At 47.6% G+C, this 16,961-nt stretch carries 18 protein-coding genes and 1 pseudogene; 7 read left to right on the plus strand and 12 right to left on the minus strand.

Annotation, left to right across the window (positions count from 1 at the left end; genetic code table 11):
• Positions 1 to 4: 4 nt before the first annotated feature.
• From P3339_RS01540 to P3339_RS01550, 3 genes are all read left to right on the plus strand, one after another.
• A complete protein-coding gene (locus P3339_RS01540; protein WP_026305182.1) occupies positions 5 to 313 on the plus strand; it encodes a putative signal transducing protein in 309 nt (102 codons plus the stop codon).
• 557 nt (positions 314 to 870) lie between these two features.
• Positions 871 to 1,149 carry a SpoIIAA family protein gene (locus P3339_RS01545; protein WP_282952218.1) on the plus strand — a complete coding sequence of 93 codons (279 nt, stop codon included), beginning with the start codon at positions 871 to 873 and terminating at the stop codon, positions 1,147 to 1,149.
• Between the two features lie 111 nt (positions 1,150 to 1,260).
• Positions 1,261 to 2,022, plus strand: a complete 762-nt coding sequence (locus P3339_RS01550) for a TerC family protein (protein ID WP_020414207.1) — start codon at positions 1,261 to 1,263, stop codon at positions 2,020 to 2,022.
• A gap of 92 nt (positions 2,023 to 2,114) precedes the next feature.
• On the opposite strand, the gene P3339_RS01555 is transcribed toward P3339_RS01550, so the two are convergent.
• The 11 genes and pseudogenes from P3339_RS01555 to P3339_RS01605 all read right to left on the minus strand — a co-directional run bounded on the left by P3339_RS01555 (position 2,115) and on the right by P3339_RS01605 (position 9,948).
• Complete coding sequence (locus tag P3339_RS01555) at positions 2,115 to 2,570, minus strand: phosphate-starvation-inducible PsiE family protein (protein WP_020414208.1); 456 nt, start codon at positions 2,568 to 2,570, stop codon at positions 2,115 to 2,117.
• A gap of 37 nt (positions 2,571 to 2,607) precedes the next feature.
• A complete protein-coding gene (locus P3339_RS01560) occupies positions 2,608 to 3,312 on the minus strand; it encodes a lipase family alpha/beta hydrolase (RefSeq protein ID WP_245556708.1) in 705 nt (234 codons plus the stop codon).
• A gap of 65 nt (positions 3,313 to 3,377) precedes the next feature.
• Positions 3,378 to 4,310, minus strand: a complete 933-nt coding sequence (locus tag P3339_RS01565; protein ID WP_020414210.1) for an alpha/beta hydrolase — start codon at positions 4,308 to 4,310, stop codon at positions 3,378 to 3,380.
• A gap of 101 nt (positions 4,311 to 4,411) precedes the next feature.
• Complete coding sequence (locus tag P3339_RS01570) at positions 4,412 to 5,239, minus strand: DUF5694 domain-containing protein (RefSeq protein WP_020414211.1); 828 nt, start codon at positions 5,237 to 5,239, stop codon at positions 4,412 to 4,414.
• Positions 5,240 to 5,372: 133 nt separating this feature from the next.
• Positions 5,373 to 5,552 carry a hypothetical protein gene (locus tag P3339_RS01575; protein ID WP_282952219.1) on the minus strand — a complete coding sequence of 60 codons (180 nt, stop codon included), beginning with the start codon at positions 5,550 to 5,552 and terminating at the stop codon, positions 5,373 to 5,375.
• Between the two features lie 193 nt (positions 5,553 to 5,745).
• Positions 5,746 to 6,099: a hypothetical protein gene (locus tag P3339_RS01580; RefSeq protein WP_282952220.1), complete on the minus strand. Its 354-nt coding sequence runs from the start codon at positions 6,097 to 6,099 to the stop codon at positions 5,746 to 5,748.
• A gap of 197 nt (positions 6,100 to 6,296) precedes the next feature.
• The gene (locus P3339_RS01585; protein WP_040629038.1) at positions 6,297 to 6,758 is read right to left on the minus strand and encodes a YccF domain-containing protein; all 462 of its coding nucleotides are present in this window, start codon (positions 6,756 to 6,758) and stop codon (positions 6,297 to 6,299) included.
• 864 nt (positions 6,759 to 7,622) lie between these two features.
• Complete coding sequence (locus tag P3339_RS01590) at positions 7,623 to 7,853, minus strand: hexameric tyrosine-coordinated heme protein (RefSeq protein WP_020414215.1); 231 nt, start codon at positions 7,851 to 7,853, stop codon at positions 7,623 to 7,625.
• A 102-nt stretch (positions 7,854 to 7,955) separates the two neighbouring features.
• Positions 7,956 to 8,333 carry a PH domain-containing protein gene (locus tag P3339_RS01595; RefSeq protein ID WP_282952221.1) on the minus strand — a complete coding sequence of 126 codons (378 nt, stop codon included), beginning with the start codon at positions 8,331 to 8,333 and terminating at the stop codon, positions 7,956 to 7,958.
• A 105-nt stretch (positions 8,334 to 8,438) separates the two neighbouring features.
• A pseudogene (ybiA, locus tag P3339_RS01600) lies at positions 8,439 to 8,906 on the minus strand (riboflavin biosynthesis intermediates N-glycosidase); the annotation flags it as partial.
• Between the two features lie 121 nt (positions 8,907 to 9,027).
• The gene (locus tag P3339_RS01605) at positions 9,028 to 9,948 is read right to left on the minus strand and encodes a LysR family transcriptional regulator (RefSeq protein ID WP_020414218.1); all 921 of its coding nucleotides are present in this window, start codon (positions 9,946 to 9,948) and stop codon (positions 9,028 to 9,030) included.
• A 204-nt stretch (positions 9,949 to 10,152) separates the two neighbouring features.
• Here P3339_RS01605 and P3339_RS01610 point away from each other — a divergent pair, with 204 nt between their 5' ends.
• From P3339_RS01610 to P3339_RS01625, 4 genes are all read left to right on the plus strand, one after another.
• Positions 10,153 to 11,682, plus strand: a complete 1,530-nt coding sequence (locus tag P3339_RS01610; RefSeq protein ID WP_353056874.1) for an NAD-dependent succinate-semialdehyde dehydrogenase — start codon at positions 10,153 to 10,155, stop codon at positions 11,680 to 11,682.
• Between the two features lie 45 nt (positions 11,683 to 11,727).
• Complete coding sequence (gene aptA, locus P3339_RS01615; protein WP_282952222.1) at positions 11,728 to 13,041, plus strand: omega-aminotransferase AptA; 1,314 nt, start codon at positions 11,728 to 11,730, stop codon at positions 13,039 to 13,041.
• A 427-nt stretch (positions 13,042 to 13,468) separates the two neighbouring features.
• A complete protein-coding gene (locus tag P3339_RS01620; protein ID WP_282952223.1) occupies positions 13,469 to 13,711 on the plus strand; it encodes a DUF308 domain-containing protein in 243 nt (80 codons plus the stop codon).
• Between the two features lie 44 nt (positions 13,712 to 13,755).
• Positions 13,756 to 14,049, plus strand: coding sequence for an HdeD family acid-resistance protein (locus P3339_RS01625; RefSeq protein ID WP_282952224.1), 294 nt, complete (start codon positions 13,756 to 13,758; stop codon positions 14,047 to 14,049).
• A gap of 118 nt (positions 14,050 to 14,167) precedes the next feature.
• On the opposite strand, the gene P3339_RS01630 is transcribed toward P3339_RS01625, so the two are convergent.
• Positions 14,168 to 16,900, minus strand: a complete 2,733-nt coding sequence (locus P3339_RS01630) for a M1 family metallopeptidase (RefSeq protein WP_282952225.1) — start codon at positions 16,898 to 16,900, stop codon at positions 14,168 to 14,170.
• Positions 16,901 to 16,961: the final 61 nt, after the last annotated feature.

The following is a 16,961-nucleotide window of genomic DNA, read 5'->3' on the forward strand; positions in this document are numbered from 1 at the left end:
TGTTATGAAATTAATTTATACCCATGAAAATCGCCTGCTGGTGGAGCTGGCTAAGAGTCGGCTTGAGGTGGCAGGTATTCCAGTAAAGCTGAAAAATGAATATGCCCAGGGGGCATCTGGGGAGTTGGCACCAAATCAGGCCTGGCCAGAACTCTGGTTGGAGCGGGATCGAGATTACGAGCGTGCATGCCAGCTATTAAAGGATGCAGAGGCAGAACAAACAAGCTGGCCTTGTCCACAGTGTGGGGAGGAAAATGGTGCGGCATTCGATTATTGCTGGCAATGTGGCAAGACCCGACCGGTAGCGGGTTGAATTGTCGGAATTTGGGCCGGGAGATGGATTCACCTAAGTAGTACAAGTCAATATTGATACAGACGATCTGGAGAGAGCGATTAACCTCTATCGTGAAGCCTTTGGTTTATTGGAGGGGCGTAAACTAGGTGAGGGACGGTAGAAATGAATGGTGTTATTGATATTCATGTATCACTCCGATTTATTAGCAAAAAAATTCCGGTACCACGCCTGCCAATAGCAAGCTTACTCTCGTCATCATAACCGTTAATGGACTTAGTTTTAGAGAATTTGAAGGCCGGAGAGGGGCGTGCCCGTTTTATCGGAGCAAGATCACTCTGTGACCCTCTTGGAAATGGATCTCCAGGAAAAGAGGTATGAAGAAATCAGTCTCTAGAGGCTACTACCATTATTTACTTAGGTTTGACTCTGGTAATTTAAAAATTGACTCCAAGCAGAGAAGGGGAGCTTATGAGTGACCAACCCCATGGTATTTCGATTGGTCTGGAGCAGAACGGCAACCATTTTTTCTTACCCTACGAGCGCGCGGAAAGCTGACCCACGAGGATTACCAGACGATGGTGCCGATGCTCAACTCGGCTCTTGAGGGGGTTGAGCATCCAAAAATCGATTGCTTAATGGATGCCAGTGAGTTACAGGGTTGGGAACCGCGAGCCGCCTGGGATGACTTCAAGCTGGGAATGGCCCATGGGCGCCAGTTCAATCGAATTGCAGTGATTTCAGACAAGCGCTGGATGAAGGTAGCAGGCAAGGTAGGGAGCTGGTTTATCGGAGGGGAATACAAGGTCTTTGAAAATGAAGCCGATGCCATGGCTTGGTTACGTGAGGGGGAATAAAATAGCTTTTGCATCACGCAGCAGAATGCGTGTTCAGGTAGAGCAGTGCAGTTTAATATTTTCTCAGGGTGTTACTGCAGAACAACAATAATCACAAATAAGGATTGCTTCATGTTCGAGTGGGTAAGTAACCCGGAGGCCTGGGTTGCGCTGGCTACACTGGCAGCGTTGGAAATCGTATTGGGCATCGACAATATTATTTTTATTTCCATTCTTGTCGGGCGCTTACCGCCCAAACAGCGGGAACCAGCCCGTTTTATTGGTCTGACCCTTGCTATGGTGACCCGCCTGGGGTTGTTATTTTCTATTGTCTGGATTATGGGCTTGGTGGAGCCACTATTTAGTGCGTTTGGAGTGGAAATTTCCGGGCGTGACATCATTCTGGTTGGGGGTGGATTGTTCTTGATTGGTAAGGCCACCCATGAAATACACAATAGCTTGGAGGGTGCCGAAACCGATGCGTCAAGCTTGGGCACAGCCGGTTTTGGTATGGTCCTGCTACAGATTGCAATACTTGATATAGTTTTCTCTCTCGACTCAGTAATTACTGCGGTGGGGCTGGTGGATGAAATCTCCATTATGGCAATTGCTATTGTCTTAGCGGTAATTGTTATGCTGATTGCGGCAAAACCAATTGGTGACTTTGTCGATCGCCATCCCACGGTAAAAATTCTGGCGTTGGCATTCTTGATAATGGTGGGGCTCACCTTAGTGGTAGAGGGCTTTGATGTGCATGTGCCCAAGGGCTATATCTATTTTTCCATGGCCTTCTCCATGGCAGTGGAAATGCTTAATTTACGTCTGCGGAGCAAAAAGGAGCGACAGACTCCACCGGTCAAACTGCACCAGTCCCTGCGTGAAGATAGTCAGTGATTATTTCTCAAGTGAGCACTTAAAAAATTGGAAAATAAGCCAAGAAGATAAAGGACTTGGCTTATTTTCTATTTCTTAGTGACAAGTGATCCTTAGACAGTTCTATTTCTGACCTTTAATATCAGATAGGTGAGCCCCAGAGCCAAAGTTGCAGCAGCCAATCCTAAAAGCTCCCCAGCACTGACTTTATCCAGGTCCAGGATTATAAATTTACGTGCAAGTGCCAATATGGCAATCAATACAACAACCGTAGTTTGAATAATGCTTTGTTGACGTGTGACCACATATTGTAACGTACGGCTAAACTCAAGGGCGATCAGCAGTGTGATGATTTCGCCAAATATGGTTTGGAATACCTTGTGATCCAGAGGGTCTCTCATGCCTACTATTAGCATGGAATAGACCGAGTAAGCCAGACGGCTGATGGCGACAATTATGATAATCACAATAATAAAGGTAAGGATTAGGGCGATCAGGCTCTCAAACTTATGATAGTAACCATGTATCGCACTTTCCGGACGAATAGGTTTTTGTTCTGGATCGCTCATCTCTGGCTCCCACAGTCATTGTTCAGAGGAATACAAGTTATTCCATTCCGCTGATAACCTCTTTCTTCATTAGCGAGATGACCTTACTGCTCATGGGCATTAATCGGTGCAGAATTACAGGGACTTCATAGGAGGTGCCTATTCCGAGTTTGGCACTACTGTGGGGCATAATGGTGACATCATATTTTGTCCAGATGGAAACTGGATCTGTTGTTTCCAGCATATGGATGCTCTGATTTAACCCTCGCAGGAATTCACTTCCGACGCGTAATTGCTTGCCACCTTTGTAGGGTAGGAAATTGGCCCAATAGCTGCCATGATGAGGGGAAGCGATAGAAATAAATTTATGTACCCTGCCAATACCATTCATCGACTGAAGATAATAGCGTGCAACAATACCTCCCATGCTGAATCCTACCAAGGTGCAGGTAGCTCCTTTTTTTACCAGTTTTTCCATCTTCGCCATCAGCTGTGAAGAAAGGTGCTCCATACCGTGCCAGCCGGAGTTATAACGCAGGTGAATGTAATGGGTGTCGAATCCTGCATCCGCCAGAGCGTGTTGCATCCGTAGCAGGGAAGATCCACGGTCGAAAATTCCGGGTATCAGTAGAACTGTGTGACTTTTAGGATTCATCGCATAGAGTAGGAGTGATCTTCCACAGAGGTCCACTGAACCCCGAAGTTGAAGCCCTGTGAACTGCACCTGCCCAAAGTGTAGTTGGGCAAGACTTGTGGCGATCAAATATCCCTCATAAGCTATTCAATCGCCAGCTATTCAATTGCCAAAAATTTTGAGGTAGGCAGAGGTTATTGATAGTCGCGCTGTTTTTCCGTGCCAAGAAGGAAAATAAGGGCATGATCCAGCCTGGCATTCCAAGACTTCTCATCGTGGGTATGCTCTACAAAAACCCGTGACTGCCAGTTGTTGTCGTTATAACCTCGCTTGCGCATAATCTTGTCCACAGCCTGTTGCAGAGGCGGATAAAAGCGGTCCAGTGTCTCGGTGCCATGATCAAAGTAAAAGCGATGTTTTCCCGGTTCAGGTAGATTTTCCCGGAGGTATTTGCGAATGGATTCTGCGACAGGGAGTGTCTCTTCGGGACCGATGCCTGGCCAGTGGGTGGAAATTGCTGCAGTAGCAGAGAATACTTGTGGATACTCCAACACCGCATAAAGGGAAATCAGTCCTCCCATACTGGAACCAGCGATAAAAGTGTTCTCTGGGTTACGACTGACTTTATAGTTTGTATCTATATAAGGCTTTACCCTTTTTACCAGAAACTCCAGGTACCGGTCAGCTCGCAGCTCAGCTCGATTAAAAGGGTGCTTCACCCTTCGTGAAGACTCAGACATTAGATCTCGCGCTTTTTGCGGGAAATAATCACCATGGCGGCCATCTCCGCTATTGTGCAGTGCAACCACGATAAAAGGTCGCGTACGGCCCTCTGCGATCAGGCGGGATGCCGTTTCGTCTACACCCCATTCCTGCCCATTCCATGTAGTGCGGCTATCAAAAAGCATCTGCCCATCATGCATATACAGAACAGCATAGGGAGCCTGGGCTGGGTATTCATCTGGCAGCCATACCTGTACTGGACGATCTGCAATGCCCTCGTAGGAAATGCTGGGCAATGTCTCCAGGGTGCCGGAAGCCAGCTGCGCCTCTGCGAAGGCCTTAGAGAAAAATGTAAAGGTTAGATAGCAAAGAAGAGCGAGTAAAATACGCAAGCTAGGAAGCATATTATCCACCTATTGTAATCCATTGATTTGAAAATCAACTCTATGGAAAACTAGGGAACCCTGGCTCACCCCCTTGGGGGATGAGCCAAAGCTGGATAGCTTTACAGGTAATCGTTTATTTCCCAGGCTTCGCGCTGAAGATCAGTGGCCAGAAGTGTTTTCATAAGGGCGGTATGACCTGAGCCTGCAATGGCGATAACCTTGGTTCCTGGCTGAGCCTTAGTCTGGATATTGGCATACATTCGAAAGTTTCTGTGCCACCAACTGACTGATGCATCTGCCCCTGAAAAACCCTCACCAGAGTCAATATCATTTACCATAAGATATAGGTTCATATTTTTTCTGTCTCTCTCAACAGAGTTATCGATCTGGAGTAATTGTCTTAAGGTTAGCGTTTTGTGTTGCTTGCTGGACAAATTCCCGAACTCTTCTATCTCTGTATCGAATATTTTCTTTCTTTCTGGTGTATTGGTACTCATATAGTTCATGAGCTTGGACCCATCCCAGTGCACCTGATTTTCATCATAGCAGATAACGCCACTTAGCTTTGCTTTAGCTGCAATGCGAAAGCCCAACTGCTGACTTTCATTGACTTCAAGCCTATGTTGTCCATTCAGATAAGACTGAAATTTTTTATCAATCTTGTTTTGGATGCTCGGGTCACATTCAAGCATTACATGGGTGGGGGACTCGCTTGCGAGTTTTTCAGTTAATTGCTCCAGATAGGCTTGATTTTCAGGTGTTAGCACATCAATAACATTCAGCTTTACTGTATCTCGGCCAGGATTTGCGAAATGAAAGGTACCGAATAACATTACCTGAGCTGTCGGTGCTTCAGGGCTGGATAATACTTCTTTTTCCGCAGCCCAACTTGCAGAACAATATACTAAAATGATTGTACTGCTAAAGATTTTTATAAAATTTTTCATTGTTATCCTTATTTGCCAGCGGCTATTTTAAATAATTATTACAGGTATTCATTAACATCCCAAGGGTGGCGACTTTTGTCAACCTTCTGAAGGGACTTTAGAATAGCGGTATGGCCAGATCCACCGATAGCGATTACTTTAGTTCCCGGTTGGCTTGAACCTGTATATTGGCGTACATGCGAAAATTGTGATGCCACGAGCTGGTTGCTGCATCGGCATCGATAAATTCCTGCCCCACACCAATATCATTTCCCATGATATAGAGATTCATGTTATCTCTATCTTCTATGGGATTATTATGAAATTCGAGCAATTGGCCTAAAGATAAACTCTTATTTCTCTGGGAAGTTTCTTTGCTGAGCTTTTTTTAGTTTTCATGAATTTTCTTTCTTCTGGAGTTTCTTTGGCCATATACTCTCTTAGTTCAGCACCTTTCTAGTGAACATTTCTTTCATCATAACATATGACACTTTTCAGTCCCGCCTTACGGCTATACGAAATCCCAGTTACTGATTTTCATTTACACTAAGTTCGTGACTGCCATTTTTATAAGAATTGAATTTCTGATCCATTTGTCTCTGGTGTGTTGATGGACATTCAATTAATACATGGGTAGGGGGTTCATCCGTAAGTTTGCTGGTGAGTTCTTCCAAATAGTCCTGGTTACTGGGTGTCAGTGCATTTGTCACCTCTGACTTTACTGTGTCCAATCCTGGGTTGTGAAAATGAAATACACCAAATAGCATTACCTGGACAGGTTGTATCTCCAGGTCGGCTGGTATTGATTTATGATTTGCATAGATTATAGAGCTAACACCAAAAGCAAATATACCAGATATAATTGAGATGACTGCTCTCATTGTTTACTCCCTGTTTTCATATAATAGAAAGATGAGAATTGCTTATCATTAGATGCTACAGAATAACAGGGAGATGCAGCAAAAAGAATTTTTTGCTGCCTTTCAACATAAACTATTTGATACGTTAGTCTTAAGTAAATGTTTATAATGCCATTTGATTAGGCACCTAAGTTGGGAAATTTATATTTTAGAAGAAGCTAGGCGTTACCTCGAATTTGAGAAACAGTTGCGCTGGCATTTTTCATCCTTGCAGCCTGGGCAACTTCCTTAGTTACAATGGTTTTGCCAATTGGAGATAAGGAAATACCGGCAAGCTTAAGATGTTGGATTCCAAATGGAATGCCAATAATGGTTAAAAAGCAGGCAAGAGCATGAACCAAATGGCCAATAGCCAGCCAGATACCTGCGAATAGGAACCAGATAATATTGCCCACTAAGCCAAACCCGCTGGTACCTATGTCCTCATTTAAGGTTAGTTCTTTGCGTGATATTGCTTCACGACCAAAGGGAAAGAATGAAAACTTACCCATAACAAAGCAGGCTCTCCCCCAGGGAATACCGATAATACTGATAAATGCTACTAGAGCAAAAAACCACCAGCAAAGGCCCATAACAAAACCACCTAATATAAACCAAAGAAAATTTCCCAGAGTTCTCATATTTAGCTTTAGTATCCTATCTATACTCATTAAAAACTTATTGCATCTGGTTAGAAAATGCCAGATTTATAGCTCGTAATCAATCATCAATGTAATCTCTTATTTAGAATCAAGTGCTTTGTGGCTTAGACGCTTTATCCTGAGTGTTTGGATGCACCGTTTAAATTATTTTTGCTGGTGGTATTTTTGGTATTGTGCCAAATGACTTCTCAATTTTTTATAGGGGTGTAATGCTATGAAAGCAGAGAGTTCTTGATATTTATTGAATCTGCTTAATAATGGATCAGGTCATCTATCATTATATGAAGTTGGACCTTAAATAATATAAAGTTGATAAATGGTTGCCTGAATTCAACTGACAATGCTCCCTATATCCTGAAGTAGCAATGAAAAATAAGAGGTAGAAAGCTGGGAAAGATGATTTATCAGTAAATTGTTGGTGGCGGGTTCTATCTTCTGGAGATACTCCTTAATTAAACCACCAAATCGATTGTTAGAAGGATAGGATAATATACCTGCCATTTGACTATTATAAATATCGAAGCATACACTGACACACTGGTTATCTGGTACCTTCAATTGCGGCAAGTTACTATCTTACCGGTATTAATCCTGATTAACTTATCTATTCGATTAATATGTTGTATAACTATCAGTCCAGCTTGAATATTATTTGCAGACTTGATAGATAGTCCAGGAATAATAAGATTTAGATAGATGAAATACGATTGATATAAAATTGATTGTGAATTTGAAGAAAATTTATTCTTGATATACCTGTGTGGGATAGAGGTTATAAATGCGCTCTGTCGACTTATTGGCGATAAACTTGGGCTATTTGATCACAAAGCGCACTGGAGTTTATTAACTACGCCAGTAGTTATTCGCTGCCGCCACAGTCTGGAAATTGATAGCAACAACTTGGGAGGATGCGATCAGGCTATCGGCATTTTCCTCATAGGAGGCTCTAAGTTTTCCTCGTACTTCGTCAGAAGGTTGAGTATATTTTACTCCCATTCTGGATAGTTTCATCGCCAGCTCAAAACCCTGCTGTGCATTTTCGGTAATCAGGCTTTCTAACCAAATTTGAGACATGAAATTCCCTCTCATTTGTTTAATCGATATAGTTTAAGAACTTATGCCCTGGTGATGGTTAAACCAAGCCAAAACATAGTGGGTTAATGTTCACTTAGTCAATCAGTCGAGAACATACTTGCTGATGTGTTGATTGAACTGGACAAGATCAAAGGAGCCTTTGATTTCAAATTCGACCTTACCAACTTCGCTGAGATAAACCACAATTTCACAGTCCATATCCAATGTGCCTGCAGTTTCAACTGAGAAAGCCTGAATTCTACTGTAGGGCAAGGATGTGTAATCTACTTTAGATCCGGTCAATCCCTGCACATTGGCTGCAATAATACGCTTGTTGGTGAATACTACCTGGTCTCTTATTGCCTTGAAGCTTGCGAAAATGGATTCACCATCTATCAGGAACTTATTAAATTCATCCCTGGCAGAGGAGATATCAATGGGCTTTAGTTTGAAGACAGAGGAGTTTTTGAAGTCGATCACAGCTCTTCCCTGGTGGATCTAAAAGCAATTATGCTTAGATTAACACTAAGGTGTAAGGAATAGTAGTATGTATTATTGGTAACTATTTTTTAAGTAGAACATAAATTACCTAGTGATTTGTCCTAAGGTGTTGAGCTTGATTATTGATCTTATCGACATAAGAATCTCACCAAGTAGGTTTTTCCCGGTCCAGTTATCTGGATTCAATATTCTGTTGTCATCCGAACTCAGGCCTATACCCCAAATTAAGTCATGAGGAGAAGACTCAGCTAAGATTTTATTGTTCGTTCCAAGTAACCTCTCTTTTAAGTCTTCGTGTTGCGTAAACTTCAGATAGTTCGCTGTCCAAACTACCCCAAGTTTGTGTTGATCCCAGGTTTTTGATTCATAACCTAGAACGGCTCTACCTAGCCTTTGTTGCTCGGATGGATTTTCTTCTTTGAGGATGTTATCAGCGGTCTTAATATCGCCGAAAAGTATTGCCTTTTTGTACATCATATACTGTTCGCAGCAGTTGTAGGTTTGACCATCGATATCTGATATATCTCTCAGTGTCCACTGCCCAAACTGATGCTTCCAAAAAAGTAAAACTTTTCTGTTTCCCTCATTGAATTTTCCTTACTTGGATGTCGTGAATTCTAGGAGAGTGATAATACAGATTAACTAAATGGGTATATCAGATACTCTTGATTAATTATTCACGTATCACCAGTGCTCTCAGAAACAGCTTGATTGTGGGGTGCTCAGCTGCACTTTTTTTGAAAGTCGCTGCATTTTGAATGCGGTAATGAAATTTCCCTGATAACAGGGGCAGGAGCTGATGTGCTTGAACATATTTACGTGCAAGATACTCAGGAAGAAACCCGATAAAAGATCCAGAGAGAATCATGGCGAGTCTTGCTGCCATATGGTTGGCGGTGGAGCGTTTGGGAAAAAGGCGATAGAGATGAGCTGCACCAGATAAAACAGCATGGCTGGGAGCGGCCAGTTCCTGCTGAGTGAGTAACTCTTCACTAATTTTGTTGGCTTGGGCACACGGGTGATTGGCGCCACAGTAAAGGGTGGATTGATGTTGGAATAGAGGTTGGTAGTCTAAACCCGGCCTGTGTGAATGCAGCGGGTTGATGCCAACATCGGCGCGGCCGGCGAGGATTTCCAACTCCAGCTCCTGGGGTGCGGCCAGTTGGACCTCCAGGTGTAACTGGGGGGCCTGTTCTCTCAGGCGAGCAATGGTTGCGGGCAGGTCTAGCTGGGGGATTTCCAATACGTCATCCGGCATCACCAGGCGTAGGGTACCGGTAAGCTGGGACTGAATAGCGTTAACCTGGCTTCTAAAGGCATCCAGATGCCCATCCAGTTCCAAAATTGCCTGAAAGAGGGTTTCTCCCTCTGGTGTCAGTTTGAAATCGGCACGCCCGCGAGAGCGGAGGCATAGTTGCATACCCAGACGGGTCTCCAGGTCAGAGATATGAACACTGATGGTGGAGCGCCCGATGTTGAGTGCTACTTCTGCCGGTGCCAGACCGCCGGCGCGCACTACTTCTCGAAAGACTCTCAGCAGACGGAGATCCATATCGCTGAGGCGACCACCCAGAGCACTTTTTGCCTTGCTCATTTGCCGAATTCTCCCGTGTTTTCCACGAATTTTTGCCGTAACTTAGCATTGCTAGGCAGCCTCAAGGGGAAAGGCCTTAGCTGCTTTGAGATAAAGTTTGATAAATATAAATTTTAGTTGCAAAAATACTACTATTCTCCCCTCCTAGCTGCGGCCAAAATCGCCGCAATACTATTAATAACACGCAATTATCAGGAGTTTCCGGTGAAACTGGCGAATCCAGACCTGTTGAAGTTTCAGAACTATATCGATGGAGAGTGGCGGGATGCTGAGGGCACCGCAGAGGTGCGTGATCCGGCCAATGGCGAGTTGTTGGGCAAAGTAGCCGATGGTTCAGCGGCAGATGCAGAGGCAGCGGTAGCCGCAGCTAACGCGGCTTTCCCAGAGTGGAGCCGCCGCACCGCCGGCGAACGTGCCGCCATCCTTAAGCGCTGGTATCAGCTAATTATGGATAACAGCGATGATTTGGCGCGTATCCTCACTTTGGAGCAGGGCAAGCCCCTGGCGGAAGCCAAGGGTGAAATTCTCTACGGCGCTTCTTTTATCGAGTGGTTTGCGGAGGAGTGCCGCCGCGCTTACGGCCAGACGATTCCTACCCACAACCCGGCGATGCGTCTGAGCACCATCCGCCAGCCAGTGGGTGTTGTAACCTGCATTACACCGTGGAACTTCCCCAATGCGATGATTACCCGCAAAGCGGCGCCTGCGCTGGCAGCTGGCTGTACCGTGGTGATCAAACCCGCTCTCGAGACCCCGCTTTCCGCACTGGCTCTTTGTCGGCTGGCAGAAGAGGCTGGCCTGCCCAAGGGCACTATCAATGTTGTGACTGGCACTGATGCGCCGGGCATCGGCAGAGTACTGACCCAGGATCCCCGTGTGGCCAAATTTACTTTCACTGGTTCCACTGCTGTCGGCAAGCTGCTGATGGCCCAGTGCGCCAGCACGGTGAAGAAGATGTCCATGGAGCTGGGTGGAAATGCCCCCTTTATCGTTTTCGATGATGCAGATATCGATACCGCGGTGAAGGCCTGTGTAGCGACCAAGTTCCGCAATGCCGGCCAAGTGTGTGTAGCCACCAATCGTATCTATGTGCACGAATCTGTGCACGATGAGTTCGTAGAAAAACTGCGTGCTGAAGTGGCTGCAATGAAGATTGGCCACGGCACAGAAGAGGGGGTGAATATGGGCCCGATGATCTTCCGCCGTGCAGTAGATCGCGTTCAGGGCCTGGTGCAGGATGCGGTAGCGGCTGGCGCCAAGATTGAAATTGGCGGTGAGCAGCTGCCAAATGGTGAGAACTATTTTGCCCCGACCCTGATCACCAGTGTTACTGATGATATGCGCATTGCTCAGGAAGAAAATTTTGGACCGATTGCGGCAGTGCAGAAGTTTACCGAGGAAGATGATGTAGTTCGCCGTGCTAATGATACTCCCTATGGCCTGGCCGCTTATGTAATGAGTGAGAATATTCGTCGCGCTAACCGAGTGGTCGAGGCACTTGAATACGGCATGATTGCCTGCAACACCGGGGTTTTCTCCACTACGGTCGCACCTTTTGGCGGTACGAAGGAGTCCGGTATTGGTCGCGAGGGGGAGTTGAGGGTATGGCCGAATTCTACGAGACCAAATACTGCTGCTTCGGTGCTTGACCCACAGGTCCGAACGGTTATGCCACGCGCTTGTCTGAAATTGCACAAGCGCCTTGAGAGATTAGCGGGAGCCAATGGCTTCTAAATCCGAATACATTGAAATTTCAGGGAACTTGCGGAGATACAGTTTATGTCTGAGATGCAAACCAACGCTTTCTGGATGCCTTTTACCCCCAATCGCACCTTTAAATCCGCACCGCGGATCGTGGAGCGCGCTGAGGGTATTTATCTCACCGAAAAGGGTGGACGCCAGATTATTGATGCAACCGCTGGCCTCTGGTGCAGCAATGCCGGTCACGGTCGTACCGAAATTGCTGAGGCAATATACCAGCAGGCAAAAACTCTGGATTACAGCTCTATTTTTAATTTCGGTCACGAGCTGGGCTTTGAGTACTCCGAGCGCTTGGTGAAGCATACTCCAGACGGCCTCAACCATGTATTTTTCGGCAACTCCGGTTCCGAAGCGGTAGAGACTGCATTGAAAATTGCCCTGCAATACCAGCGCGCACGAGGCAAAGGCACCCGCACCATGTTTATCGGCCGCGAAAAGGGTTACCACGGGGTGAACTTCGGTGGTATCTCTGTAGGTGGTATCGCTCCGAATTACCAGAGCTTCGGTCAGCCGGTTAAAGCCAATCATATGCGCCATACCCTGGATATTGAGCGCAATGCTTTCAGCCGTGGTCTTCCTGAGCATGGTGTGGAACTGGCGGAAGACCTGGAGCGCCTGGTGGCCTTCCACGGTGCAGATCAAATCGCTGCGGTAATCGTCGAGCCGTTTGCCGGTGCTGGCGGTGTGGTGCTACCTCCAAAAGGTTACCTGCAGCGTTTGCGTGAGATTTGTGACAAGCATGACCTGTTGCTGATTTTTGATGAGGTAATTTCCGGTTGGGGCCGTACCGGCTCCGCGTTTGGCTCCATCGAATTCGGCGTGACCCCGGATATGATCACCTCCGCCAAAGGTATTACCAATGCGGCAGTGCCTTTGAGTGCGGTCTTTGTGAAAGACGATATCCACAACACCATTATGGATGCGGCCGCTGAGGGTATGGTGGAATTCTTCCATGGCTACACCTACTCCGCGCATCCAGTAGCTTGTGCTGCAGGTATGGCAACCCTGGATATCTACGAGCGCGAAGGCCTGCTAACTCGTGCATCCGGTGAGATCGGCCAGCATTGGGAAAATGCCTTGCACAGCCTGGCGGATATGGACAATGTGATTGATGTGCGCAACTACGGCTTGGTTGGTGCGATTGAACTGCGTGCGCCGGAAAACCTGAAGGGTAAATTCGGGGCCAAAGCATCTGGCATGGCCTGGGAGGCAGGAGTGATGGCCCGAGGTATTGGTGATGCCCTGTGTATGTCCCCACCACTCATTATCGAAAAGCACGAGATTGATGCAATTGTCGATAAACTGCGTGGTGTGATTGGCGAGCTGTCCTGATCAACTCTTCCGGCAGCCTTCGGGCTGCCGGCTACTTTCACTGCATTTCCCAAAGCCTTTCCTCTGCTTAGCAGAAAAATAAACCCCGCAGTGAGAGAGTTTCCCTGTGCTATTTACACCTGACTTCTAATCCAGTTTGGTCAATAACCTGATTTGTCAGTTACGGCTACACTGGAAATAGCGGCCTGCGGCGCGATCTCAGTCTTTGCAGAGTCGACTGCATGGTCGCGCTCGTGGGCCGCCTCCCTCCTTACAGCCCTTATCCAATGGGTAGTTTCCCCAATGCTTTAAGTCTCCAGATTATGAGAAGGCAATTGGCTTTTTAGCATCTTTTTGCTGTTTTTCTGCGGAGATTTTCCCGAAAAACTGGTAGTCCATGGACTGTGGCGCTTAAATTAAAATAGATGTTCTACCCGGGGACTGCTCTATGTCCACTGATACTTCCTCTCTCCCCTCCGGGCCTATATTGCAGGTCCTCTCGGCCAATTGGTGGCTGCTGTTATTGCGCGGGTTAATTGCGGTAATTTTCGGGGTGCTAACTTTCATCTGGCCGGGATTATCCCTGCTGACCCTGGTTTTCCTATTTGGTATTTATGCTTTGTTGGATGGGATTTTCTCGCTGGTTGCGGCGGTGATGGGGAGACACAAGTCTACCCCCTATGGTGGCTGATCGTCTCCGGTTTAATCAGCCTGGCAGCAGGTATAGTGACTTTTATGTATCCACAAATAACAGCGTTGGTACTGGTAATTTTTATTGGTGCCTGGGCCCTGGTTCGTGGAATTTTTGAGATTGTCGGTGCGATTCGCTTGCGCAAGGAAATTGACAATGAGTGGCTGCTGATTGCCATCGGTGTGCTTTCGGTAATCTTCGGTATTGCGATTCTGGTGAGTCCGGGGGCAGGCGCCTTGGCGCTGGTGTGGTTGATAGGAGCCTACGCAATTATTTTTGGTCTGCCGATGATTTGGCTGGCATTCCGACTACGTAAGCACAATAAAGGTGAATCCTGAAATTTGGGCAAGTTAGCCGGGAGAGTAATCCCCTCCCGGCACTGGCAGCAAAAATTTCCCTGCTATGAGGATATTTAATACTGCAATAAAAGGCGCAATATAAATTAGCGCGGCTGTATCAGATATTTTGGGCGAGGCCCACTGACCTCGGCAAAGCTTCCATCAAGGACTGCCCTTTTTCCTCCAGTGCCATACACAGCTGTATACGCTCTTCTGTCTGTGCCAGGCTGCGTTGGTAACCGGGAGTGAGAGCGCCGTGTTGAGCAAACAACTGCTGTAATTCCTGCAAGCGTTTTGCATCACAGAAAACGCCAGCAAAAGCCGGGGTGCGGCGACGAATTTGGGCCGGAATTTTATCCACAACCTTGTCAAAGTTATCGCGCAGCCACTGCCAGTTTTGTTCTTGTACCTCAGGTTGGGCCAGGGAGTACTGAATCAATGTGAAGGTTTCACGGGGTCCCATTTCTTCGCTGAGGGCCAACTTTTGCACGACTTCTAATTGCGAGGGACTGTCACTACTGCCAATGGCACTGGCGCTGGCATTCTCGAAGCGCGGATCATCCAGCACGCCGCGTACTTTGATCAAGTGCGACAAAAAGTCATCACCAGCATCCTGTACGGCTACGGTTAACGCAGGACCATAGAGGTCGGAGTCCAGCGCTTCAGGGTCGCGGGTTGTTTTGTAACCGGTGAATGCAGTGGCTTTATCCACTAACTGCTTGCGCGTATCTGGATCGCCAGCGACCAATGCCATAAAGCCGAGCAGTTCACTGTGCAACATTTGCTGATCGGGTTCAGCGCTGTTGGCACTGTTGTTTAGTAGCGGTAAATACAGGTTTTGAGCAAAGTTTAGGAATGCAGAGTGCTGCACTTCACCCAAGTAGCTCTCCCGATACTTGCGCAGGTAGTTTAGTGGCAAGGTGATGACCTGCCGTTTTTCTACTCTTGCAGATTGGCGTACAACTTCAAGTAACTGAGCTGCTGGCAGTTTTCCGGCCTCGAAGGCAGCAAAGGCGCTGTCGATAATGGACAGCTGTTCGGTGGGGGCGAATTCTGCAAAATGTTCGAGCAGGGCCTGCCACTGGGCTTCAGGCAAGTTCCAGCGATAATACCCGCTGCCCTGGACGTTCGGCATTACCCAGCTCGGGCAGGTATTGACGGCAATATCCAGGGTTTCTTCTTTGCGGGTCAGTATCTGGCATTGCTGTTCACTGCCGGCACTGCTGAAGCAGAATGGGATGTTCCACTTTTGCCCGGTCTCTTCAATGGGAGAGCCCAGGGCTTTGTAGCGGCTTTGACTTACATGCAGTTTTGCCTGGGATGGAGTTGTGCAATCCAGCAACAGCTCCAGCTGAGGTACACCCTTTTGCTCAACGAAACTGCGGAAAGCCTCTGTCAGTTCTGGAGTATTGGTCTCTTCGCCAATAACTTTGTAGAAGGATGGCGAGTCCGCTTCCCCATCACTAAAGGTTTCCAGGTAGCGCCCCAGGGCTGGACGAAAACGCTCGGCTCCAAAATAGCTGTCCACCATATTGATCACACCGAGACTCTTTGAATAGGTGATGGAGTCATAGGCGTTACGGATATTGTTGTTGTCAGTCACCGGTTCGCGAATAGCGCGAGTACTAGCCAGGGAATCCAACTGCATAGCGCCAATGGCGTAAGTCGCGGCATTCAGGTCGTGGCCACCTTCCGGCTCCATAATACGCAGCACCAAAGGTTCTCCCCAGGTGGCAAACCCTTCTTTCAACCACAAGTCGTCCCACCAGGGCGGAGTTACCTGGTTGCCAAACCACATATGGGCGATTTCATGGGCATGTACCTCCACCAGGGCCAGGCGGGCACCGGGGGCGGGATTATCACCTACCAGAATGCGCTGTTCGCGATAGGTGATGGCGGCAGATAACTCGGTAGCACCACTGGGCCATTGGGGTGCTGCGATGATGTCGAGTTTCTTGAAGGGGTAAGGGCGTTGTAGTTGGTTCTCGAAGGTTTCCACCATTTCGGGGGTGATATCGAGGATATAATTCATATCGCCACCACGGCCCTGTCGGGCAAAACCACGTAGTGGAATAGGCTCTTTGCGATATTTACTCGGTGGTATGGCCGGGCGCTCGACGATATCGAAGGGCCCTACCGATAGAGACAGCAAGTAGGTGGACATGGGGGGCGTAGCAGCAAAAGTCACCTTCTCCATGCCTTCACCTGCGGCTTCACGTTTTAGCTCGGGCCCATTACTAATAGCGGCATAGCCTTCAGGTACAGTCAGGCTGACAGAGAAGGTCGCCTTGAGGCCTGGCTCGTCAAAGCCAGGCAGGTACTTGCGCGCCTGGATCGACTCGGACTTGGCCAGGACATAGGCGCTGCCCTGCTCCTCAACCTTAAACAAGCCCGCCAGGTTGCGATCAAAGTCGGCACTGTAGTCAATAAGCAGTGTGAACTCGCCGGCGGGTAACAGTTCGGCAAATTCGATAGCGGCCACACCGCTGTCTAGTACCTGGCGATATTGAGCTGCGACTTCGCGCCCATCAGTCAACTGTGCCTTAATCACACTTACACCGAGGTTATTGCCATGTAGCCAGATATGGTTGGCAGCCTTGGCCAGCTGGATATCGATAGCGACACTGCCGCTAAAGGAATCCTGGCGAGGGTCCAGGTTGAGGTCTAGCCGGTAGGCGGTGGGGCTCACTCCCTGTGGCAATTTGCCCTCTGGGGCATCACTCAAGTCCAAGGTTACAGCCGAGGTGCTGGTCTGCAGTTCGGGTTTTTGCGCGGCCTTTTCTTCTGGATTGCAGCCGGCTACAGACAGTAAAGTCGCGGCCAACAGGGCAAGTGGTATCTTCTTGTTCATAGGGAGAGGGTACTTTGCCTAAAAAGAGGCCATTGTAACGGTTTGGCGAAAAATACGCCTA

Source organism: Microbulbifer sp. MLAF003 (assembly GCF_030012965.1).
GTDB classification, from domain to species: Bacteria; Pseudomonadota; Gammaproteobacteria; order Pseudomonadales; family Cellvibrionaceae; genus Microbulbifer; species Microbulbifer variabilis.

What these genes read in the sequence shown, in the direction of transcription:
- P3339_RS01540 (WP_026305182.1), top strand. Translation starts at nt 5, where the DNA reads ATGAAATTAATTTATACCCATGAAAATCGCCTGCTGGTGGAGCTGGCT.
- P3339_RS01545 (WP_282952218.1), top strand. Translation starts at nt 871, where the DNA reads ATGGTGCCGATGCTCAACTCGGCTCTTGAGGGGGTTGAGCATCCAAAA.
- P3339_RS01550 (WP_020414207.1), top strand. Translation starts at nt 1,261, where the DNA reads ATGTTCGAGTGGGTAAGTAACCCGGAGGCCTGGGTTGCGCTGGCTACA.
- P3339_RS01555 (WP_020414208.1), bottom strand. Translation starts at nt 2,570, where the DNA reads ATGAGCGATCCAGAACAAAAACCTATTCGTCCGGAAAGTGCGATACAT.
- P3339_RS01565 (WP_020414210.1), bottom strand. Translation starts at nt 4,310, where the DNA reads ATGCTTCCTAGCTTGCGTATTTTACTCGCTCTTCTTTGCTATCTAACC.
- P3339_RS01570 (WP_020414211.1), bottom strand. Translation starts at nt 5,239, where the DNA reads ATGAAAAATTTTATAAAAATCTTTAGCAGTACAATCATTTTAGTATAT.
- P3339_RS01580 (WP_282952220.1), bottom strand. Translation starts at nt 6,099, where the DNA reads ATGAGAGCAGTCATCTCAATTATATCTGGTATATTTGCTTTTGGTGTT.
- P3339_RS01585 (WP_040629038.1), bottom strand. Translation starts at nt 6,758, where the DNA reads ATGAGAACTCTGGGAAATTTTCTTTGGTTTATATTAGGTGGTTTTGTT.
- P3339_RS01590 (WP_020414215.1), bottom strand. Translation starts at nt 7,853, where the DNA reads ATGTCTCAAATTTGGTTAGAAAGCCTGATTACCGAAAATGCACAGCAG.
- P3339_RS01605 (WP_020414218.1), bottom strand. Translation starts at nt 9,948, where the DNA reads ATGAGCAAGGCAAAAAGTGCTCTGGGTGGTCGCCTCAGCGATATGGAT.
- aptA (WP_282952222.1), top strand. Translation starts at nt 11,728, where the DNA reads ATGTCTGAGATGCAAACCAACGCTTTCTGGATGCCTTTTACCCCCAAT.
- P3339_RS01620 (WP_282952223.1), top strand. Translation starts at nt 13,469, where the DNA reads ATGTCCACTGATACTTCCTCTCTCCCCTCCGGGCCTATATTGCAGGTC.
- P3339_RS01625 (WP_282952224.1), top strand. Translation starts at nt 13,756, where the DNA reads ATGTATCCACAAATAACAGCGTTGGTACTGGTAATTTTTATTGGTGCC.
- P3339_RS01630 (WP_282952225.1), bottom strand. Translation starts at nt 16,900, where the DNA reads ATGAACAAGAAGATACCACTTGCCCTGTTGGCCGCGACTTTACTGTCT.